This window comes from Bacteroidota bacterium (genome assembly GCA_041658205.1).
GTDB lineage: Bacteria > Bacteroidota > Ignavibacteria > UBA10030 > UBA8401 > UBA8401.
In genome coordinates, this window is sequence record JBBAAO010000003.1 from 75,282 (window position 1) to 95,703 (window position 20,422).

General features: G+C 41.1%; 21 protein-coding genes and 1 riboswitch. Of the genes, 12 read left to right on the forward strand and 9 right to left on the reverse strand.

The features are described from left to right. Positions 1 to 22 precede the first annotated feature (22 nt). The 8 genes from WDA22_15505 to WDA22_15540 form a co-directional block, all read right to left on the reverse strand. Complete coding sequence (locus WDA22_15505) at positions 23 to 523, reverse strand: DinB family protein (protein MFA5834881.1); 501 nt, start codon at positions 521 to 523, stop codon at positions 23 to 25. Further along, positions 520 to 816: a type II toxin-antitoxin system RelE/ParE family toxin gene (locus WDA22_15510; GenBank protein ID MFA5834882.1), complete on the reverse strand. Its 297-nt coding sequence runs from the start codon at positions 814 to 816 to the stop codon at positions 520 to 522. Before WDA22_15510 ends, WDA22_15505 begins: the two co-directional genes overlap by 4 nt. Next, positions 813 to 992 carry a hypothetical protein gene (locus WDA22_15515; GenBank protein ID MFA5834883.1) on the reverse strand — a complete coding sequence of 60 codons (180 nt, stop codon included), beginning with the start codon at positions 990 to 992 and terminating at the stop codon, positions 813 to 815. Before WDA22_15515 ends, WDA22_15510 begins: the two co-directional genes overlap by 4 nt. A gap of 62 nt (positions 993 to 1,054) precedes the next feature. Then, positions 1,055 to 3,706 carry a DNA mismatch repair protein MutS gene (gene mutS / locus WDA22_15520; GenBank protein MFA5834884.1) on the reverse strand — a complete coding sequence of 884 codons (2,652 nt, stop codon included), beginning with the start codon at positions 3,704 to 3,706 and terminating at the stop codon, positions 1,055 to 1,057. A 174-nt stretch (positions 3,707 to 3,880) separates the two neighbouring features. Further along, a complete protein-coding gene (locus tag WDA22_15525) occupies positions 3,881 to 5,359 on the reverse strand; it encodes a hypothetical protein (GenBank protein ID MFA5834885.1) in 1,479 nt (492 codons plus the stop codon). Between the two features lie 9 nt (positions 5,360 to 5,368). Further along, positions 5,369 to 5,776 carry a zf-HC2 domain-containing protein gene (locus WDA22_15530; protein ID MFA5834886.1) on the reverse strand — a complete coding sequence of 136 codons (408 nt, stop codon included), beginning with the start codon at positions 5,774 to 5,776 and terminating at the stop codon, positions 5,369 to 5,371. Between the two features lie 20 nt (positions 5,777 to 5,796). Continuing rightward, entirely contained in the window at positions 5,797 to 6,402 is a 606-nt protein-coding gene (locus tag WDA22_15535) for a hypothetical protein (GenBank protein MFA5834887.1), read from the reverse strand. A 28-nt stretch (positions 6,403 to 6,430) separates the two neighbouring features. Then, entirely contained in the window at positions 6,431 to 6,988 is a 558-nt protein-coding gene (locus tag WDA22_15540) for a sigma-70 family RNA polymerase sigma factor (GenBank protein MFA5834888.1), read from the reverse strand. 136 nt (positions 6,989 to 7,124) lie between these two features. Here WDA22_15540 and WDA22_15545 point away from each other — a divergent pair, with 136 nt between their 5' ends. The 5 genes from WDA22_15545 (at position 7,125) to WDA22_15565 (ending at position 11,974) form a co-directional block, all read left to right on the forward strand. After that, the gene (locus tag WDA22_15545) at positions 7,125 to 8,009 is read left to right on the forward strand and encodes a CsgG/HfaB family protein (GenBank protein ID MFA5834889.1); all 885 of its coding nucleotides are present in this window, start codon (positions 7,125 to 7,127) and stop codon (positions 8,007 to 8,009) included. A 99-nt stretch (positions 8,010 to 8,108) separates the two neighbouring features. After that, positions 8,109 to 9,023, forward strand: coding sequence for an ABC transporter ATP-binding protein (locus WDA22_15550; GenBank protein ID MFA5834890.1), 915 nt, complete (start codon positions 8,109 to 8,111; stop codon positions 9,021 to 9,023). 105 nt (positions 9,024 to 9,128) lie between these two features. After that, a complete protein-coding gene (locus WDA22_15555) occupies positions 9,129 to 9,968 on the forward strand; it encodes an ABC transporter permease (GenBank protein MFA5834891.1) in 840 nt (279 codons plus the stop codon). 42 nt (positions 9,969 to 10,010) lie between these two features. Further along, positions 10,011 to 11,270, forward strand: coding sequence for an MFS transporter (locus WDA22_15560; GenBank protein MFA5834892.1), 1,260 nt, complete (start codon positions 10,011 to 10,013; stop codon positions 11,268 to 11,270). 11 nt (positions 11,271 to 11,281) lie between these two features. Next, complete coding sequence (locus WDA22_15565; protein MFA5834893.1) at positions 11,282 to 11,974, forward strand: outer membrane lipoprotein-sorting protein; 693 nt, start codon at positions 11,282 to 11,284, stop codon at positions 11,972 to 11,974. Positions 11,975 to 12,195: 221 nt separating this feature from the next. Here the strand turns inward: WDA22_15565 and carA are convergent, their stop codons facing one another. After that, on the reverse strand, positions 12,196 to 13,326 hold the full coding sequence (carA, locus tag WDA22_15570; protein MFA5834894.1) for a glutamine-hydrolyzing carbamoyl-phosphate synthase small subunit: 1,131 nt from the start codon (positions 13,324 to 13,326) through the stop codon (positions 12,196 to 12,198). 99 nt (positions 13,327 to 13,425) lie between these two features. Further along, a riboswitch (Lysine riboswitch) is annotated at positions 13,426 to 13,615 on the forward strand. A gap of 154 nt (positions 13,616 to 13,769) precedes the next feature. On the opposite strand from carA, the gene dapB reads away from it, so the two are divergent. The 7 genes from dapB (at position 13,770) to WDA22_15605 (ending at position 20,381) form a co-directional block, all read left to right on the forward strand. Further along, entirely contained in the window at positions 13,770 to 14,531 is a 762-nt protein-coding gene (dapB, locus tag WDA22_15575; protein MFA5834895.1) for a 4-hydroxy-tetrahydrodipicolinate reductase, read from the forward strand. An 88-nt stretch (positions 14,532 to 14,619) separates the two neighbouring features. After that, the gene (gene dapA, locus WDA22_15580; protein MFA5834896.1) at positions 14,620 to 15,522 is read left to right on the forward strand and encodes a 4-hydroxy-tetrahydrodipicolinate synthase; all 903 of its coding nucleotides are present in this window, start codon (positions 14,620 to 14,622) and stop codon (positions 15,520 to 15,522) included. Between the two features lie 60 nt (positions 15,523 to 15,582). Further along, positions 15,583 to 16,416 carry a 2,3,4,5-tetrahydropyridine-2,6-dicarboxylate N-succinyltransferase gene (locus WDA22_15585; protein ID MFA5834897.1) on the forward strand — a complete coding sequence of 278 codons (834 nt, stop codon included), beginning with the start codon at positions 15,583 to 15,585 and terminating at the stop codon, positions 16,414 to 16,416. 180 nt (positions 16,417 to 16,596) lie between these two features. Beyond that, positions 16,597 to 16,926, forward strand: a complete 330-nt coding sequence (locus WDA22_15590) for a DMT family protein (GenBank protein MFA5834898.1) — start codon at positions 16,597 to 16,599, stop codon at positions 16,924 to 16,926. A 363-nt stretch (positions 16,927 to 17,289) separates the two neighbouring features. Next, the gene (locus WDA22_15595; GenBank protein ID MFA5834899.1) at positions 17,290 to 17,928 is read left to right on the forward strand and encodes a TetR/AcrR family transcriptional regulator; all 639 of its coding nucleotides are present in this window, start codon (positions 17,290 to 17,292) and stop codon (positions 17,926 to 17,928) included. Next, positions 17,928 to 19,277, forward strand: coding sequence for a TolC family protein (locus WDA22_15600; GenBank protein MFA5834900.1), 1,350 nt, complete (start codon positions 17,928 to 17,930; stop codon positions 19,275 to 19,277). The genes WDA22_15595 and WDA22_15600 overlap by 1 nt, the downstream gene beginning before the upstream one ends. Positions 19,278 to 19,310: 33 nt before the next feature. Next, positions 19,311 to 20,381: an efflux RND transporter periplasmic adaptor subunit gene (locus tag WDA22_15605; protein MFA5834901.1), complete on the forward strand. Its 1,071-nt coding sequence runs from the start codon at positions 19,311 to 19,313 to the stop codon at positions 20,379 to 20,381. Positions 20,382 to 20,422 lie beyond the last annotated feature (41 nt).

Genomic DNA, 20,422 nt, shown 5'->3' on the forward strand with positions numbered 1-20,422 from the left:
TGGCATTAAAAAACGAACGCGGTTAGCTTATATTCTGCAATCGATAAAATGCAATCAGGTCGGTACCGACCGGTTTCCCACCGCTCTGCCGTATCATCGTTGTAATTTGCCCTCGATGATATGTTGAATGATTCACCAAATGCTGTAATGACTGCCACACTTTTTGCGTTACCTGCTCCCCCTTCAAATTATGAAATGTCAACGTGCGCCCTAATTCCGTTTCTGTTAATACTGAAATGTATTTTTTCCATCCCGCCTCCACATCACTCCATTTCGTCTTTACAGATGCATACGTCGAAAAAACATCCTTCTTCATAAACACTCCGGGATCTGCACCGTTCATCCGCTGCAGCCAGATATCTTCGGCACCGCAAAGATGCACCAGCGTTCCGTGAATACTTCCAAAACTGTTTTTGAGATCAACATACAACTGTTCTTCAGGTAGTGTATCGACTGCTTGAAGCGTTCGAGCATTAGCCCATGAGTTGAATTCAAAAAGTGTTTTGAAATCAGCAATATTCATAAGTTTTCTTTTATGTTTGATAGATCTCTTGCTTGATGTATGATCGCCAATATTTCTATAAGATCATCGTTGGTTCTGTAAATAATTCGATAGTGATGAACAAATATTTCTCTAATGGCAATTTCTGCAACTTCAGGCACTATTCTACCCATCAACGGAAAGAGCTTTAAGTTTTCAGCGGCAAGGATTATTTTTTCAATAAGAATTGAAGCGTAACGGGTCGAATCTGGAGTAAGATATGATTGAATACCATCTAAATCATTCACTGCAGGATCTGTCCACACTATTTTCATCGGATCCCGAATTTCCTCTTCACCTCTTCGTGGACAATGACATTTCCTTCGTCAGCTGCTTTTATTCCTTTGGATATTTTTTGACGAACATAAAGCTCATAAAAAATATCATCCCATGAAGCTGAGGAAGGGAGTTTTTCAATAAGATCTTTTGCTTCTTGTTTAGCACTGTTCATTGTTTAACCCTCCTCCTTCAAAAATACATCATGGTGACTTTATGTGCAAGTAAGTAATTTTTTTATCTCAAATTCTCCTTCACTTTTGCCAAAAATTTCAGCGCTTCCAATGGCGTCATAGCATTGATGTCGATTTTTTTTATCGCATCGCGCACCTCGTCATCTTTCATCTCAAACATGGTGATCTGCGGGGTGTTCTCCACTCTCGTCATACGACGTTTAGATTTACCGAGATGACCGTCACCTTTCAATTCATGCGGAGTCAATTGCGACGCTTCGAGATTTTCCAGAATCTTTTTTGCGCGATCGGTCAACGATGTGGGAAGTCCGGCCATCATCGCAACCTGAATACCATACGAATGGTCGGCGGTTCCCGGTGTAACCGTGTGGAGGAATACCACTTTATCACCATATTCTCTTACATCAACTTTGTAGTTTTTAATTCTAGGATAAAGAGTCGCAAGCTCGTTCAATTCGTGGTAATGCGTCGCAAACATTGTGCGGGCACCGATCTGTTCATGCAAATATTCCGTCAATGCCCAAGCAATGGAAATTCCGTCAAATGTGCTGGTTCCCCTGCCAACCTCATCCAATAATATCAGACTCCGCTTTGTTGCACGATTGACAATGTTGGCCGCTTCATGCATCTCCACTAAAAACGTACTTTCCCCGCTGGTGATGTTATCGCTCGCTCCGACCCTGGTGAAGATATTGTCTGTTAATCCAATAACAGCCCGTTTTGCCGGAACAAAACTTCCGATATGAGCGAGGAGGACGATCAATCCCGCCTGACGCAAGTAGGACGACTTACCGCTCATGTTTGGTCCGGTGATAATCAGGATTTGCTGCTCTTTCGTATCCAACTGCACGGAATTCGGAATATACTGCTCACCAATTGGAAGCAATTGTTCAATTACCGGATGCCGTCCCTCTTCTATAATAAGCGCATCACTTTCGTTCACCTCCGGTATAGTATATCTATTCTCTTGTGCAGCCTGCGCTAAAGAAACAAGGCAATCAAGCGTTGCAATCTGCTGTGCATTGGATTGAATCACACCGGCAAATTGCGATGCATGTAATCTCAGTTCATTAAATAATCTTATTTCAATCGCAAGAATTTTTTCATCCGCATTCAGCACTTTGTCTTCGTACTCTTTCAGCTCGGGAGTAATATACCGCTCCGCATTCGTCATCGTCTGCTTGCGGATGTAATCATTCGGGATTTTTTCTTTATGTGTATGGGTGATCTCAATAAAATATCCGAATACATTATTGAATCCAATCTTCAACGATGAAATTCCTGTCCGTTCCCGCTCTTTTATCTGGAGCTGTGCAATCCAATCTTTTGCGGAGAATGACAATGACCGAAGTTCATCTAATTCCTTGTTGAATCCTTCACGGATCACTCCCCCTTCATCAAATTTCATCGGTGGATCGTCCGCAATCGCACGAGTGATTGCATCGGTCAGTTCTTCCAGAGGTTGAAGCTTAGAGTTAATCTCATGCAGAGTGGAAAGATTTTCCAAATCTTTAAGATTTGGAAAATCTTGGCTAAGAATCTTTTTCAACTTCGGAATGCTTTGCAAAATCCTCTTCAGCGCCAGCATCTCCCGCGGATTCGCGCGGCTTGTGGCGATGCGTGCAATCAGTCTCTCCATATCACCGATTTCAGAAAGTTCTGATTGAAGATCTGTACGAAGTGAAGATTGATCCACAAGAAATTTCACACCACTCGACCGCCAATGGATCTGTTCAATCTTTTTTAATGGATTGTTCACCCACCGTTTTAATAGACGCCCACCCATTGGGGTGTTTGTTTTATCAAGCACAGAGAATAATGTTCCGTCAAGTGAGCCTCCGAGAGATGAGGTAATTTCAAGATTTCGTTTCGTTGCAGGATCGAGAACAATGGTATCTTCAACAGAATACGGAACGATTTTTTGAATATGAGCAAGGTTCGCTTTTTGTGTCTCATTCAAATAATGCATCACTCCACCGGCAGCGATAATTCCGATGCTCATCGATTCAATGCCAAATCCTTTTAAGGACTGAGTCTTAAAATGCTGAAGCAGTTTCTCATTTCCATAATCAAATTGAAACAGCCAGTCATCAAGCGATGAATAAATTCCTTTATACTGTGTACGAAGCAATTCCTGAAATGATTCTTTGTCCCGCTTTTGGACGAGTAATTCTGCGGGTGCGATGGAACCCAGAATCTCCGGAAGTTGTCGAAATGGAAATTCCGAAGTATAAAACTCTCCCGTAGAAATATCGACGAATGAGAATCCGATAAGATCATTTGCCGCAGCGATAGCGCTTGGCAATGCAACACACGCAAGATAATTATTTTGTTTCTGTTCAAGAATTTTATCGGAAAAGGATACTCCCGGCGTTACAACTTCAATCACATCACGCTTCACAATTCCTTTTGCAAATTTCGGATCTTCCAGTTGTTCACAAACGGCAACCCGCAAACCGGCCTTTAGTAATTTTGGAAGGTACGTTTCGAGCGCGTGATAGGGAAATCCTGCTAATGGTGTTTCTCCTACGTCCCCAGCTTTACCACGGCGAGTGAGTGTAATTCCCAATACTTTCGAAGTTGTTTTTGCATCTTCATCGAATGTCTCATAGAAATCCCCCATCCTAAAAAGCAGGATTGTATCCGGATATTTCGCCTTTACGGAGGCGTATTGTTTCATTAAGGGGGAGGACATAGTAGATTACAAGATTGCAAAATTACATGATTATCAAAATTAAAACTTCCGAAATCATAGTGATTTCGGAAGTTTATTGTGGTTTCAAAGTAGAAAAAAAATAGAGGGGAAACAAGAAGGGAGGGTCGCCTCATCCTCTACTATGTAGATAAGGGAACATCATTTTTATAGTGATCACGCCGTCTTGAATGATAACTTTAACAAGCTAAAAACAATAAAGGAGAGAATCGTTGCCGCTACAGGATACAACACTTCAACAATCATCCTTGAAGAAAGAAATACCCAAATCCCTCCAGCGATATATATCGTAAATAGGAACGCAGTCAAAATCAGCGAAACAAAAAAGCCGAATCGGTACACCGTGATACCAATAATAAGAACCGAGAGAATAATTAACGCAATTGTCAGCTCTCTGCTCTGGACGTAATTGGAGTTTTCAATAAGACTAATGATGGAGCTGGCAACTGCTTGAGTATAAATCGGTGAAGTAAAGAGTCCATCGCTATAGTTCCAGGCGATAAGGACAATTTTTTTTTCAAAATCATTCTTGAACTTGCGAAGATCCGTAATTGGAACTTTATCAATCTGAGAATCTCTTCCGATGGAAGAAATATCTGCGGTATATTGTACCATATCGGTTGATCCGTTGTCATTAAAACCATGGAATGCTACATAATGGAAATTCCTTAATAGCCTGATGATACAGATATTATCCGAAAACGCTTCACCATTACTGTTGACAGGAACTTTGATATCACCAACAATAATCGTATTTCCAATCTTCACCGGTCTTATCGAATCTGGAATGCCGTAATATCGCCTCGCCACTGAGAGAGCAATATCCGCTGTATAACGGTATGGGAAATGGCGAACAAGGTTCGAGTAATATCGCGTGTACGGTTCTATTTTTTTAACCGTCAAAGGCGAAAGGTTGTTTTTCGAGATCGGATTTTGATAATACCAATAGTCTCCCGCGAAAGTAACGCGGCTCATCGATTGAAGAACATTCACCAGCGAATCCAATCTCTTCAATCTCCTTTCCGTCATCGGATACAACCTTCCCGGAAGTTCGATAATCACGACTTTGGCACCGGCATCTTTTAAATCCTCGGAGATTTTGATCATATCAGTGATATAGCGATGGGGATTATTATCTTCGGAATAGAAATGCAACACTTCAACATAATTTTTTGGATTGGGAAATTGACGGGTAATTGCTTCCCTGTACATTCGTTCAATGCTTCGATTCTGCAAAAAGAAATCCTCATTGCCGTTGAATACTTGGTTAACATTCATGATCAACATAAAGGAAATGATAGACGCTCCCCATACAACAAACCATAGAAGGGTTTTATTTCTTGGAGAAAGCTGCTGAGCATAATACCGTTGGAGTATGCCTCCAATTCCCAGTTCGTAAAATCGAACAAGTTTCGGTGAAGGGTTGGGACGGGAAGTGATCACAAATAGAATGGCTTGCATTATTTGATATAACAAAACCAATCCGCCTATAGACAACACAACAATGATGCCTCGTAATGCTGCGTATTTGTTGGAATACGACATTCCGGTATAGGAGGAATAGATATACACCAGCAGAATAAATAGCAGACCGGTGATACTTAAACGGATAAGATATGGTACTATTTTTTTCATTATAGTGGTTTAATTTCGTGAGTATTGAAGTGTATTGGGTAGCGGAAATTGACTGATCATCTGTGATTGCTGCGTCTGTTGTTCACTTGATAACGAATCGAAAGACAACAGCACCGCCGCTCCAAAAAGAAACACTGCAATCATCGATAGCATCGCCGTTGGGATGGAAATGATAAACCGCCGTTCCAGCAGCGGACGTGATGTCATATCCAAGACGCCAAGTTTCTGATCGAGCAGTTCCGGCACCGGAGTATATTCTAATTGTCGAGCAGTATCGTGGATCGATTTTGCAGTGAAGAAAAATTCTCTGCATGCTCCACATGCTGCTAAATGCTGGAACATTGGCTGCAACGCATCCTGCGGAAGTTCATTGTCTAAAAATTGACTGATCTGTTCTTGATGTTCTTGGCAATTCATGACCAACTCTCCTAAAATATTTAGTGAATCTTTTTTCCATTGTCATATTCTTCGTTAACAGTTACGACCCCTTTTTTATTAAATTCTCTCCTCTTTCCATGACGTAATCCATTCAGCGTTTCCCATTCTTCCCGTTTTATTCCGGTGCTGTCAAAATATGTCTGACGTTCCCTTTTTTCACCAATCACTATTTTTTCATACTGCAGCTGTCCATTGGCATAATATATTCGAAATCCTGCCGAATCGTTTACGGAAATAAGCTTTCCATCGTCGGTATATCGTTTTCCCGTTATCACCATCCCTAAACCGTCAGCGGAAGGCCACCGGGTCATGATAGAAATAATTTGACCCTTCGATCCATATTCAACAATACTATCTTTATCCGGAATTTCCTCACGTCGCACAGAATTCATTCCGGATGATTGGAAGAAGTAAAACATTTCCGAGTGCTTTTTTCCTTCTACGGTGAAGTGTATCCGCTTGATGATTCTGCCGTGCGCGTAATATACTTCCGTAACGGAACCATCGTTGAGTTTGTTTTTCACCATTCCATCCTGCGGCGCTCGCTGACGACACCCTTCCGACAGAATACAAATCACAAAAACACCGAAGAGTAGATATTTCATAAACCCTCGCAAGTCGGATTGATTATCACTAAAAAAATGGTTTAAGCATTTCGTTCAACGCTACGCGCGATTTGTAGAGTTTCGTTTTTACGGCACTAACCGTCGTCGAAGTCAATTGCGCAATTTCATTGTAGGTCATCCCCTCAATCTCGCGGAGGAGATATGCTTCCCGGTATGCCGGTTTTAATTGTTGAATTGCCTTCTCAATTTTTTCCTTTGTTTCCATCTGAATGGAAATGCTTAACGGTGTGGAATGATCAAAAACTATTGTTTCATCATCAAATTGTTCCATCAAAATAGTGTTCTTTCTTCGGATAACCATCAACACTTCATTCCGTGCAACAGAAAATAGCCACGACTTACAAGCAATTCCTTTTTCTATGGAGTGGATTTTGGTGATCATCTTCAAGAATGTTTCCTGCGACGCATCTTTTGCAGCATCCTCATCCGTTAACATTCGCAGACAGAATGAATAGATCCCATTCTTATGACGGGAATAGAGCACGGCACCGGCACCGATCTCTCCGTTCTTTAATCGTATCACTAATTCTTCGTCCGAAATTGAAAGCGAATTCACTGGTCCCATTATTGTTCTTGAATTGCGGTAGTAAGATGCACAAGAAGATGAAAAGTTGCCACTCCCCTCCATTGCCTTTCGATACCATTCTCTCTATATTTCTGCCACTTCATTCACGATTCAATCAATTTTCCGGAGACATATTATGAAACAGCTCACAGTGTTTCTTAGTTTAATACTGCTCGTCTCATTGACAGACGCACAACTGAAAAAACGCGTTGCTATTGCAACATTTGAAGATAAAACCGGCTCAGGCTATGCTCACATCGGCTCCGGCGTTGCCGATATGCTGACAACCGCATTGGTAAAATCTGGTAAGTTTACAGTAATTGAGAGGCAGGAATTAGAAAAAGTTCTGAATGAACAGAAATTGGGAGAAAGCGGTCTTGTCACCGCAGAAACCGCTCCAAAGGTCGGAAAACTTCTCGGGGTTGAATTGATTGTTGTTGGATCTGTGTCGGAATTTGGGACAAAAGAGAATCAGGTTTCCGGCGGATTGTCGTTTATCAGCGGCGGTATCAAACGCAAAACGTCACGTGCAGTGGTTGATGTCCGTCTTGTGAACACAGTTACCGGAGAAATTGTCGCTGCTGAATCGAAAGAAGGAGAAGAATCCTCTACCGGTATTGCTTTCGATTATGAAGGAATTGATTTCAATAATATGGACAGCTGGGACGACACCGATATCGGAAAAGCGTGCCGTAAAGCTGTTGATGGAGTTGTGGAATTGATCACGGAAAACATGGGAAAAATTCCGTTCACTGGAAAAATCTTAAAAATGAACAGCGATGGAACATTATTAATGAAACCGGGATCGGAAGGAAACGTAAAGGTCGGGATGGAATTTGACGTGTTCCGCGTCGGCGAACCGATCAAAGATCCCGATACGGGACTTGACCTTGGCGCTGAAGAAACAAAAATCGGACATGTAAAAGTGATTGAAGATGCATTAAAAGGAAAAGCAGCCAAAGCAAAAATCACTGATGGAAAAGATATTCAGGCAACAGATATTTTGCGTGAACCAAACTAAGAGCAATGAAGAATTGAGAATGTATAATGAAGAATAACAAATCCCGCATGAACAATAATCAAGACATTCTACATTATTCATTCTCAATTCTAAATTAGTATGCACGACATCATCCTCCGCACAACCAATCTCGGTAAACATTACAAGAATCGATGGGCAGCTCAAGAAATTAATCTTGAAGTGCATCGCGGTGATGTATTCGGTTTTCTCGGTCCAAACGGCGCGGGAAAAAGCACCTCTATCCGAATGATCCTTTCCTTAATCAAACCTACGACCGGAACGGTGGAACTGTTCGGACACGATCTTTTTCAAGAACGGGAACTAGCGCTTAAAAATGTTGCCGGTATTGTTGAAAAACCGGACTTCTATCTCTATCTCTCCGCATATCGTAATATGCAAATCGCCGGTTCCCTTACCCTTGGAAAAACTCCTGATGATAAAAAAATTATGGAAACGCTCGATATGGTTGGGCTTGCCGAACGTGCAGAGGATAACGTAAAAACATACTCGCATGGGATGAAGCAGCGGCTCGGAATTGCTCAAGCACTTCTATGCGATCCGCAATTAGTGATGCTGGATGAACCAACAAATGGACTCGATCCGCAGGGGATGAAAGAAGTACGGGAATTAATTGTGCGTCTTACAGAAGAAAGAGGCATCACCGTTTTTCTTTCATCACATCTTTTAAATGAAGTTGAACAAGTTGCAACACGCATGGCTATTATCAACAAAGGAAAAATGATCGTTCAAGGAAGTGTTGAAGAACTTTTGAAAGCAAATGCCCATAAAACATTATTCAACGTAGAACCGGTAAAAAAATCTCTCGCACTCCTTGGAAAAATAAAGAATGTTTCTGAAGTATCGTTGACAGAAGATGGAATCATCGCTAAGATTGATCCAAAGCATGTGCCTGTTGTTATCAATGAATTGGTAAAAGCGAAATGCAAGATCTTTTCTGTTCAACCAAAACACAGCCTGGAAGAATATTTTTTGGATGTAACTCAGGAAAGTTAAAAGTCAAATTACAAAGTAACGTTATCCAAATGTACAATCATAGCTTTTCACTTCACACTTTTATTTGTTTTTTACTTTTGACTTTTCAATTTTAACTTGTCGTATATGCTTAACCTCATCTATTGGGAACTCTTTAAAACTTACGCAAAGTGGCGTACGTATATCGGTTTCATTGCCGTTGGTGTGCTCATCCCATTAATCATGTGGATTATGTGGATTGAAGGTGGAAAATTCATCCAATATCAATTGCGTTCACTTCAGTCAGATTTTCTCATCACCGGAAATTTATTTAACGGCTGGGTAATTGCACAGATAATTATGAACGGCCTTTGGGTTCATGTCCCCGCACTTATCGCTCTCGTCGCTGGCGATCAGCTTTCGGGAGAAGCCACGGCGGGGACATTTCGGCTTACGCTTATTCGGCCTGTGTCACGCACAAAAATTCTGAATGCAAAATATATTGCGACCCTTCTCTACACTGCATCACTGGTGATTCTTATTGCCGCACTTTCCGTAGGACTCGGTGTATTGATTTTCGGGACAGGAGATCTTATTGCAGTAGATAAAGATGGCATCGTTATCTTATCCGAAACAGATTTGTTCGCTCATTTTCTTTTTGCCTATACCCTCTCCATATGGTCAATGTTTGTTGTCGCTTCACTCGCATTTTTTATCTCAGCATTGGTCGAAAATGCCATTGGTCCCATCATCATCACCATGACGGTCATTGCCATTTTTTATATCATCACGTTTCTTCCTGTTGAATCGGTAGAGGGAATAAAACCGTGGCTATTTACAACGCATATGAATGTATGGCAGCAAGCCCTCCGCGATCCGTTTGATTGGGATACGATCAGAAACTCCGTGCTTGTTCTTGGTGCATATATTGTCGGTTTTTGGGGAGCAACATTATTAATCTTCAAACGCAAAGATATTTTATCATAATAACATCATTCTCTTTACTCTCTGTGGCAAAAAAGGAATAGTATGAATATCTCAAAAACAATTTCCGAAATGAAGACGGGATTTCTTCCGACATTTTGGATTGCAAATATACTGGAGTTGTTCGAACGATTTGCATTTTACGGTTCGAAAGCTGTTCTCACAGTCTATCTCGCAAATCGTGTTGGACTTGGCGTACAAGCAGCCGGTACACTTGCCGGTTTGTTTTCCGGACTTCTTTATTCACTTCCGATTATTGCCGGAGTGTTTGTCGACCGATATGGATTCAAAAGAACGTTGTCCGCGTGTTTTGCATTTTTTACTATAGGATATTTTCTGATTGGACTTGCCGGACTGGAGTTTGGCCAGGCGATTGTTGAATCCGTCGGCAAAACAACATATGTCGTAACCGTTTTAATCTTGACCGCTATTGGCGGTTCGCTGATTAAACCGTGCATTGTCGGCACAGTTGCAAAAACTGCCAATTCCGATGTGCAATCGCTCGGATATTCCATCTATTATACGCTTGTCAATATTGGCGGGGCGGTCGGACCAATTCTTGCCCTCCAGGTACGCGAAGGATTGGGAATTGAATATGTATTGATTATGTCTTCGTTAACTTCATTTTTGCTCTTTATCGGGACTCTGTTATTTTACAAGGAACCCCCAAAACCGGCAGATGCAAAACCGCAGGCATCTCTTGCGAAAGTTTTTGGCGATATGTTGACGGTATTTAAAAATGTGAAGTTCATTTCGTTTCTTGTGATCTTCTCCGGGTTCTGGATCATGTTCTGGCAAATCTTCTATTCATTCCCATTTTATATCACCGAAGTATTGAAGTTTTCACAGTTTGAACTTTTGGAAACAGTTGATGCGTGGACAATCATCCTTGTCAGTGTTCCGGTGACGGCACTGGTAAAACGATGGAGCCCCATTACAGCCATGTCACTCGGATTTGCGATTGCAAGTTCTTCCTGGATTCTGATGGCAATTTCTCCAACAATTACAGCCGCAATTGTTGCTATGGTATTATTTGCAGTTGGCGAGGCGACTCAAGCTCCACGATTCTATGAATACGTTGCTAATCTTGCACCAAAAGATCAGGTTGGAACGTATATGGGATTCGCATTTCTTCCGGTCTCTATTGGATCTTTCGTTGCAGGGCCGCTTTCAGGGTGGTTGGTAAAAACATATCTTCAGGATACAATGAATCCGATGATGATGTGGGGTATTCTTGCTGCTATTGGATTTGGTGCTACGCTATTGATGATTCTCTACAATATTTTTATCGCAAAAAAAGCATAACGGGTAAATATATGAAACGGATGCTGGTATTTGTTGCTATTGCAGTTTTTGGAATTTTTTCATCGGCGAATGCTCAACAGCTTTCGGCGGAAAAGATCCTGCAGAACGTAAAGGCAAACTTTGATGCAGTAAAAGATTATACGGCAAACATCACCGGAAAAGTTTCTATGGAGCGGTTGAAAGTGCCGAAGATGAGTTTAAAGCTCTATTTTAAACAACCGAATAAGTTTAAAACGGAATCGACAGGGACATCTTTTATTCCGAGAAATATTCTCGATCTAAATCCGGGAGATCTCTTATTAAAATTTGACGCTTCGTTGATGGGCACAGAGGAAGCAGAGGGAAAAATATTATACAAGATACGACTCATCACCAAACCGGAAAAGAAGAAACAGGTTCGGGAAAGTTTCATTTGGGTCGATAAGACCCACTGGACGATCACTAGGCTTGAAGCATACCCCATTGAAGGCCGTAAGATCGAAGTATTGATTGAAAGCATGGTCATCGATGGAAAATATATTTTACCGTCAAAAATTTCGGCAAAATTTGATTTCGAACAGAACATCGATTCGCTTGCAGAAAAAATTTATTCTCCGCAGCGTATTCCACGCAAAGGTTCTGCCGAATTGATCTATTCCGATTATCAGATCAATACAGGATTGAGTGATGAGTTCTTTGAGAAGAAAAAGGAACCAAAGGAATAAACAACAAAGCCGCTAAACAGCGGCTTTTGTGTTTTTATAACATGCTAAAATAACTAGAACCCATCTCAAAAACACAAAAACAACAGTCATTCTGAATCCCGATGTTGTTTATCGGGATGAAGAATCTGAAAATAGTATCAGATTCTTCGCTGCGCTTAGTATAAAAACATCCAAGGCTTGCTCAGAATGGCAATAGTTTCATTTTTGAGATGATTTCTAGGCTAATTTTTTTGTTGTTCCATCATCGTGATGAATTTTGAAAAGAGATAATCGCTGTCGTGCGGGCCAGGTGATGCCTCAGGATGGTATTGCACACAAAAGAGTGGATGATGTTTGTGCTCGAATCCTTCCACCGTTTGATCGTTCAGATTGATGTGTGTTAATTCAATTTGTGATTGATCCATCGATTTCCAATCAACGGCAAAACCGTGATTTTGAGAGGTGATCTCAATAACATTTGTCTTAAGGTTTTTTACCGGATGGTTTCCGCCACGGTGTCCAAACTTCAGTTTATAGGTCTTCCCGCCAAGTGCAAGGCCAAGCAATTGATGTCCGAGACAAATCCCAAAAATCGGCTTCTTTCCGATTAATTTTTTGATATTCATGATGGCGTATTTCACAGCATCCGGATCGCCGGGACCGTTGGAAAGAAAAATCCCGTCGGGATTCATCGCTAAAACCTGTTCCGCGGAAAAACTTGCCGGCACAACCGTAAGATCGCATCCATAGCTCACAAGGCGGCGAAGAATGTTCTGTTTTACACCATAATCATACACAACAACTTTATACTTGGCGTTATTTGTTTCGCCATTTTTTGTACCTAATGCAAAATCGGTCGTATCAATCTGAGACCAGTGATATTCTTTTTCTGTTGTGACCCTCTTTGCAAGATCAAGACCATTCATATCCGGTGATGATTTTGCTTTTGCAATGAGCGATGCATCATTCAAATCACTCGTAGAAATCACACCACGCATTGATCCTTGCGTTCTCAGAATCTTGGTCAACATGCGTGTATCGATTCCCTGAATGGCGAGGATATTATTTTTTTTCAACCAATCACCCAGCGAAGAATTTGCTCGCCAGTTACTGTAAAAATCGAAATATTCTTTTACAATAAATCCGCTCACTTGGGGTTTAGTCGATTCAACATCTTCCGTGTTCACTCCGTAGTTCCCGATCTGCGGATAGGTCATTGTCACAATCTGTCCAGCGTACGAAGGATCGGTTAGGATCTCTTGATATCCGGTAATGCTGGTATTGAAACATACTTCACCGTACGTTTCTCCTTCGGCGCCGAAATGCTCACCGGTAAATATTGTTCCGTTCTCTAAAGCAAGTTTTGCAATCATTAAACTAAAAAGTTATCACCATTATTCGAAGAAAATTTGCTGTCCATCATAAAAATACGAAAAATTTGTTGACAACTGAAATAGAATTTTGTTTATTATAGTAGTCTTAGAGGAGCGGTGCACACAAGTACGTATGCGGAGAGTAGAACAACTCGATGAAACATACGGAAAAGGTTCGCAGGTAGCGCCGCCGAAAGCCGGAAGATAGTTCACCTTCCGTGTTTGGGATGCAAGAATACGACTTGCAGACTGTTGTTCCGACAAACCGGAACAAAGCGCTAATGACAATCTGCAAAGAATTGTTTTTGCCGTATATTTAGGCGGTTCATATCATTCTAACGTAGAGAGTCCAGAGCGCTTCTCTACGTTTTTCGTTTTAAACACCAGGCAAAGAATTTCCAAATCTTGAAGATTTAGAAATTCTTTGACGAAAAGGAATGTATATGAACATTGTTCTTATCGGTTACGGCAAAATGGGTCGCGAAATAGAATCTATCGCACAACAGCGAGGACATTCTATCATTGGAAAATTCTCTTCGAATTTGCCTCTCCCTCAAGTTTCCTCGGATTTCTATCAATCACAGAAGATTCATTGTTGTATCGATTTCTCGCATGCTTCCGGCGTCAGCAAACATGCGGAAATTTGCAGTTTGTTGGGCATTCCCTTGGTTGAAGGAACAACAGGTTGGCAGCATCAGCAGAAGGATATATTTGACCTTGTCCGCAGAAATAACGGATCAATAATCTATGGAAATAATTTTTCTGTCGGTGCTCAGATGTTTTTCAACATTGTCCGCCGTGCAGCTGAAATGATGAACACTTTTTCTGAGTATGACGTTGCCATCCATGAAACACATCACATACAAAAAAAGGATGCACCGAGTGGAACAGCATTGACCCTTTCACAGATATTGCTGTCGTCAATGAATCGAAAAACTACTGTAAAAGACCAATTCGATACTTCAGTCATACAATCCAATCAGATTGGTATTTCCAGTACACGTATCGGGAATGTATCGGGTACTCATTCCGTGCTGTTCCATTCTCCGGCAGATGAGATCGAATTAGTCCATCGAGCGCACAACCGCACCGGATTTGCATTAGGCGCAGTACTGGCCGCAGAATTGACTCAGAATTTTCCCGGAATCTTTTCCTTTGAAGAACTCATCTTTGAAAAATCAATACACAGGGAATTATCATCTTGAACAAAAATTTTTCTTAGTGGGATGTGTTGATAGGCCATTTATGCAGAATAATATTTTACGAATCATTCATTAATTATAAGGTATCTATATGTCTTCCACATTTTCTTTTCGCGGCGTAGCTACAGCCCTTGTCACTCCGATGGTACAAGGGGGAGAAATTGATACGCAGGCATTACGGCAGCTTGTCGAATTCCAAATTACCGGCGGTGTAAACGGACTTGTTCCGTGCGGCACTACCGGGGAAAGTGCAACTCTTTCTCATCCCGAACATCATCACGTAATGGATGTCGTGGCTGAACAAGCGAACGGTCGAGTTCCGTTGATTGTCGGCGCGGGAAGCAACTCAACACGTGAAGCGATTTCTCTCACTCAGCATGCACGTGCCATCGGAGCAAATGCCGTTCTCTCCGTTGCACCCTATTACAACAAACCAACGCAGCAAGGATTTTTTGAGCACTACAAAGCAATCGTGGAGGCCGTCGATATTCCCCTGTTTGTCTATAATGTTCCAGGAAGAACCGGAAGTAACATCAATGCAGAAACAACACTGCGTCTTGCGGAACTTCCCGGTATTGCAGGAATCAAAGAAGCTTCGGGAAACATACCGCAGGTGATGGAAATCCTTCGCCATCGTCCGAACAATTTTGTGGTTCTTTCTGGCGATGATGCTCTCACACTGCCAATGATGGCGCTTGGTGCAGATGGTGTTATTTCAGTGGTGTCAAATGAGGTTCCATCGGAATTTTCATCAATGGTGCAATACTGTCTTGCGGGAGATTTTGTAAAGGCACGAACCATTCATGAGCGACTACTTGATCTGATGAATCTCAATTTTATCGACTCAAATCCCATCCCAGCAAAAGCTGCATTGTCGATGATGGGAATCATTCAAGAAGCATACCGTCTTCCGCTAACGCCGATGTCCTTAGAGCATAAGTTTACGTTGCGCCGTGCGCTTGAAGAATTGTCGTTGGTGGAACACACAGCGTAATATTTCACTCATCCGAAAAGTACAGGAAACACATTCAATTTTTCATTTTTTAAAGAGAACATGTCAAATAATCTTAAAGAATTACAGCAGTCGATAGAACGGGAATTTGAAAAACCGTCAAAAAACGGACAGAAATTATTCTTCTCATTTTTACGCTTATTAGATAATGGAACAGTCCGCACTGTCGAAAAAATCAACGGTGAATGGACTGTTCATCACTGGGTAAAGAAAGGAATCCTGCTCGGTTTCCGTCTTGGTAAATTAAAAGCGATTAAGAATTCAAAACCATTTTCATTTTTTGATAAACATACATATCCGGTAAAGACATTTACGGTAAAAAATAACGTCAGAATCGTACCGGGAGGAACAACGGTACGAAAAGGTGCCTATGTTGCTCCTTCGGTTATTATTATGCCTCCGGCGTATATCAATGTGGGTGCATATGTTTCCGCACATACAATGATCGATTCACACGCACTTGTTGGTTCATGCGGATATATCGGAGAGCGTGTTCATCTCAGCGCTGCAGTGCAAATCGGCGGAGTGCTGGAGCCGATCGGTTCATTACCTGTTGTCATTGAAAATGATGTGATGGTTGGCGGCAATTGCGGAATTTTTGAAGGAACCATCGTTAAACAACGAGCCGTGATTGGAAGCGGAGTAATTCTCAACGCGTCCACTCCAGTCTATGATCTTATTAATGAAACAATTATACGGCCTAATTCGAATGGCTCTATCGTTATTCCGGAAAATGCGGTCGTTGTCGCGGGCAATCGGCGGTTCGATTCACCCTTTGCGCAGAAATATGGTTTAGGACTTTACACACCAATGATTGTGAAATATAGAGATGAACGTACCGATGCGAAAACCGCGTTGGAAGAAAGTTTACGCTAAAAAAGAAGATTGATAGTTTAAGACAACAAGCTTCCCTATTTTACCATCTCAAAAATGAAACTAATGCCATCCTGAGGAATGACCATGCTTTTGTGTTTTCGAGATGACTTCTAGTAAAAATATCTGTATGTTGTCCCGAATTAAAAAAAATCAAATACATTCATAGCTGGCCAAAATAGTATGATGACAATTGTTTTATTAATCGCTTCAAATGTCTTTATGACTTTTGCTTGGTATGGACATCTAAAATTTAAGGAGATTGATTTATGGAAAGTGGTTCTGGCAAGCTGGGGAATTGCATTCTTCGAATACTGCTTAATGGTTCCGGCAAATCGTTATGGCTATGGAAAATTTAACGCGGCAGAATTAAAAACAATTCAGGAGATTATTACACTTCTCGTTTTTTCTGCTTTCTCCGTCGTATATCTGAAAGAAGAATTGCGATGGAATTACATTGTTGGTTTCATTCTTATCATTGCGGCAGCATTCTTTATTTTCAAAAAATGGTAACCATAAAGGCTGTCTTTACTTTTATTGAAAATTTCAACACGCTAAATTAGGATTTTTACCTCTTTTACCGAGCACCTTCCTTCGTTCACCGAAAAACTAGCAACATTTCTCTGTTTTCAGAGTAAATTACCCTCGAAGTTCTTTGAAAACCTTGTGGTTTTAACGAATTCTTAATTTTTCTTTACCTCATTGCAAAAAGTGTGAAACTTAGGTATATTGGAAACCGTAGAAACGATCACGGTTTCTTACAATATATTTTAGACTTACACGTCAATCAATGCAGGAAATCTGCATTTTTTAATGGAACATCGGAAACCAAAAAAACGTTGCGGGTTTCCAGATAGCAGAAAGAAGGAGAGCATTGTGTCCGATTTAGAATTGAAGAATAGAATTGTTGAAGCTGCACGAGAGCATTTTTTTGCCAATGGTTTTAGTAAAACAACCATGGAAGAGTTTGCTCAAAGCATGGGAATGAGCAAAAAAACCATCTATAAATTTTTTCCCGGTAAAGATGAGATCGTCAAAGAAATTACACGCGAAAAATTAAAAACGATTCATCATCAATGCGAATGTATTCGTTTGGATAATTCGGTAGAATTTATTGACCGGATTAGAAAGACAATCAACTTTATCACCTCCGAAATGCAGCAGATGAAACCACAGTTCTATCTGGATGTTCAACGCACGATGCCGGAGCTTTGGAAGGAAGTGGATAATTTTCGAAATGACAAAGTGATGAACGATTTTGGATTAATGGTAAAACAAGGGGTTGATCTCGGAATATTCCGTAGCGATGTTAATGTGCAGGTGTTCGTATTGATGTATGCCACTGCTATGCGCACCATCATTAATCCGGAAGTGCTTTCTCATCTGCCGATCAATCTTAGTCAGGCATATCAAGCCGCGGTCACCGTCTTCTTCGAAGGAATGATGACCGATGAAGGAAGAGACAAATACAGAAATAAATTAACCGAACCAATGAAAGAAGAGGTTGTATCATAATGAATAAATTTTTCATCACGATGTTGTTCTTGTTCATTTCCATTGTTTCCGGACAGCAGAAACTTTCACTGACTGTTGAGCAAGCGGTGCAGACAGGATTAGAAAACAGTAAAGCACTAAAATCATCGCAATTTAAAGTAGTGGCTGCTGAAGCAAAAACAAGCGAAACAAACGCTCTTGGCCTCCCTTCGGTAAAATTGAATGCAGCATATACTAAACTTAGCGCTGTTGATCCATTTAAATTAAATTTCCCGGCTTTTGGTACGGTACAAGCAGACAATAAGACCGTGTTATTTAATACCGTTGCTGCGCAGCTTGGCGACAATATTACCAACAATTATACATTACGGGCTACCGTTCAGCAGCCTCTCTTCACCGGAAATAAAATTTCCAGCGCCGAAGATATTGCAGAATATTCCTATGAAGCAACAAAACAAGATTTTACAAAAGATAAATCCGAACTTATCTATAATGTTAAAAATGCCTATTGGAATGTTTATCGTGCAAAAGAATTCAAAAAAGTTGTCGACGAAAATGTCGGGCAGATTAAAGCACATGCTGCTGATGCTGAAAATATGATGAAGCAAGGTCTATTGACAAATAACGATCTACTAAAAGTTCAAGTTCAACTTTCCGATGCGCTTGTTCGACAGATTGATGCAAAGAATAATGTCCTTCTCTCGATGATCGCATTAAACAACACTCTAGGATTGCCGTTATCGACTGAAATTGAAATCTTTTCTCAATTGCAGCCAAACGCTGTCTCGTCGACAGATATTGATGCACTGGTGAAAAAAGGGATTGAGAACCGCCCGGAAATTCTTGGTATGAACGCTCGATTGAAAGCCAGCGAATCAAATCTTTCTATTGCGCGTTCCGGATGGTATCCGCAAATCTATTTGGTTGGTAATTACAATTATCTTAGACCAAATCAACGCATCTTCCCGACAAAAGATGAATTTAAGGGAACATGGGATGTTAGTATCTCTGTTTCATACGATTTGTGGAATTGGAATACATCGGGAAGCCAAGCAACCCAGGCAGAAGCGCAATTGTCACAAACGGAGCAGGCACTTTCACAAATGAAAGACGGAATATCGTTGGAAGTGACACAAAGTTATTTATCGCTGCAACAATCAAAAGAACGCTCCGAAGTAGCCAAACAAGGAGTAGAACAGGCAGAAGAGAATTACCGTGTCACCAATGAACGATATAAAAAGGGATTAAACGTCAACTCCGATCTTTTAGACTCCGAAGTGGCGTTATTAACGGCAAAATTGAACTATACGCAATCGCTTGTCGACTATGAACTTGCGGCTGCCCGATTGACAAAATCAATCGGAGAATAATTTTATTTTCAACAAAACACAGAAGGGCTAACAATGACAAAGTATCGAATTTTATCAATCTCTATAGTAATCTTGGGCGTTTCACTTGGTTTTATGATGAACAGTCAGCCTGGCGACGGACAACAAGCAACTTCCCAATCCGGAAGCAACATTGCTACATCGTACTCCGTTTCCGTTGTAACGGCAAGTAAACGAAATCTTTCAAGCACATTTTCGTTAATGGGCACCATTGCAGCAAATAATGATGTCACCATCATTTCTGAAACGCAGGGACGAGTGGTGAAGGTAAATGCTCAGGTGGGAGACTTTAAATCCGCCGGTTCAGTTCTTGTTGAGGTGGATTCAGAATTAAAAGAAGCAAACTATAAGACAGCGCAAATGTTATACGAAAAAGCAAAAAAAGATCTTGAACGGTTTGAATCACTCTATAAAGACAGTTCTATTTCCGAATCACAAATTGAGCAGGCTCGATGGAGTTTCCAAAACGCCGAAGCTCAGTATATCATTGCAAAGCGTCAATTAAAAGATACGAAGATCACTACGCCGATCTCCGGAATTATCACCGCCCGCTACGTGGATGTTGGATCAACAGTAATGGGTGCGCCGCAATCGACGGTGATTGGAAATGTAGTGGATATTTCAAAACTGAAGGTGAAAATCAACGTTGCGGAAAAAGATGTCTTCAAATTAACTGTTGGCGATAATGTCGAAGTGACAACGGATATTTATCCGGAAGCAGTTTTTGCCGGACGAATTGCAACGATCTCCTCAAAGGGAGATGATGCGCACACCTATCCCGTTGAAGTCCGCATTGACAATAGTTCAAAACACCCTTTAAAGGCAGGGATGTTCGGACGGGTAAACTTTACCTCAAAATCTGTTCAAGAAAATATCATCATTCCTCGCGAAGCGATTGTTGGAAGCGTAAAAGATGCAAAAGTATATGTTGTTGAAAAGAACGTAGTAAAACTACGCGCAGTAAAAGTTGGTGCAGAATTTGGAACAAATGTCGAAGTCACATCGGGTATCAAAGAAGGCGAAGTTGTTGTGGTCAATGGAAAAAATAATTTGAAAGAGAATGCTTCTGTTGTGGTTCGCAAATAATTATCACTGATCGTTGTTCCTGTTTCATAGTCCAACGGCCA

What these genes read in the sequence shown, in the direction of transcription:
- WDA22_15535 (MFA5834887.1), bottom strand. Translation starts at nt 6,402, where the DNA reads ATGAAATATCTACTCTTCGGTGTTTTTGTGATTTGTATTCTGTCGGAA.
- WDA22_15585 (MFA5834897.1), top strand. Translation starts at nt 15,583, where the DNA reads ATGTCAAATAATCTTAAAGAATTACAGCAGTCGATAGAACGGGAATTT.
- carA (MFA5834894.1), bottom strand. Translation starts at nt 13,326, where the DNA reads ATGATTGCAAAACTTGCTTTAGAGAACGGAACAATATTTACCGGTGAG.
- WDA22_15600 (MFA5834900.1), top strand. Translation starts at nt 17,928, where the DNA reads ATGAATAAATTTTTCATCACGATGTTGTTCTTGTTCATTTCCATTGTT.
- dapA (MFA5834896.1), top strand. Translation starts at nt 14,620, where the DNA reads ATGTCTTCCACATTTTCTTTTCGCGGCGTAGCTACAGCCCTTGTCACT.
- WDA22_15590 (MFA5834898.1), top strand. Translation starts at nt 16,597, where the DNA reads ATGATGACAATTGTTTTATTAATCGCTTCAAATGTCTTTATGACTTTT.
- WDA22_15565 (MFA5834893.1), top strand. Translation starts at nt 11,282, where the DNA reads ATGAAACGGATGCTGGTATTTGTTGCTATTGCAGTTTTTGGAATTTTT.
- WDA22_15540 (MFA5834888.1), bottom strand. Translation starts at nt 6,988, where the DNA reads ATGGGACCAGTGAATTCGCTTTCAATTTCGGACGAAGAATTAGTGATA.
- WDA22_15515 (MFA5834883.1), bottom strand. Translation starts at nt 992, where the DNA reads ATGAACAGTGCTAAACAAGAAGCAAAAGATCTTATTGAAAAACTCCCT.
- WDA22_15605 (MFA5834901.1), top strand. Translation starts at nt 19,311, where the DNA reads ATGACAAAGTATCGAATTTTATCAATCTCTATAGTAATCTTGGGCGTT.
- WDA22_15530 (MFA5834886.1), bottom strand. Translation starts at nt 5,776, where the DNA reads ATGAATTGCCAAGAACATCAAGAACAGATCAGTCAATTTTTAGACAAT.
- WDA22_15550 (MFA5834890.1), top strand. Translation starts at nt 8,109, where the DNA reads ATGCACGACATCATCCTCCGCACAACCAATCTCGGTAAACATTACAAG.
- WDA22_15505 (MFA5834881.1), bottom strand. Translation starts at nt 523, where the DNA reads ATGAATATTGCTGATTTCAAAACACTTTTTGAATTCAACTCATGGGCT.
- mutS (MFA5834884.1), bottom strand. Translation starts at nt 3,706, where the DNA reads ATGTCCTCCCCCTTAATGAAACAATACGCCTCCGTAAAGGCGAAATAT.
- WDA22_15525 (MFA5834885.1), bottom strand. Translation starts at nt 5,359, where the DNA reads ATGAAAAAAATAGTACCATATCTTATCCGTTTAAGTATCACCGGTCTG.
- WDA22_15545 (MFA5834889.1), top strand. Translation starts at nt 7,125, where the DNA reads ATGAAACAGCTCACAGTGTTTCTTAGTTTAATACTGCTCGTCTCATTG.
- dapB (MFA5834895.1), top strand. Translation starts at nt 13,770, where the DNA reads ATGAACATTGTTCTTATCGGTTACGGCAAAATGGGTCGCGAAATAGAA.
- WDA22_15510 (MFA5834882.1), bottom strand. Translation starts at nt 816, where the DNA reads ATGAAAATAGTGTGGACAGATCCTGCAGTGAATGATTTAGATGGTATT.
- WDA22_15555 (MFA5834891.1), top strand. Translation starts at nt 9,129, where the DNA reads ATGCTTAACCTCATCTATTGGGAACTCTTTAAAACTTACGCAAAGTGG.
- WDA22_15560 (MFA5834892.1), top strand. Translation starts at nt 10,011, where the DNA reads ATGAATATCTCAAAAACAATTTCCGAAATGAAGACGGGATTTCTTCCG.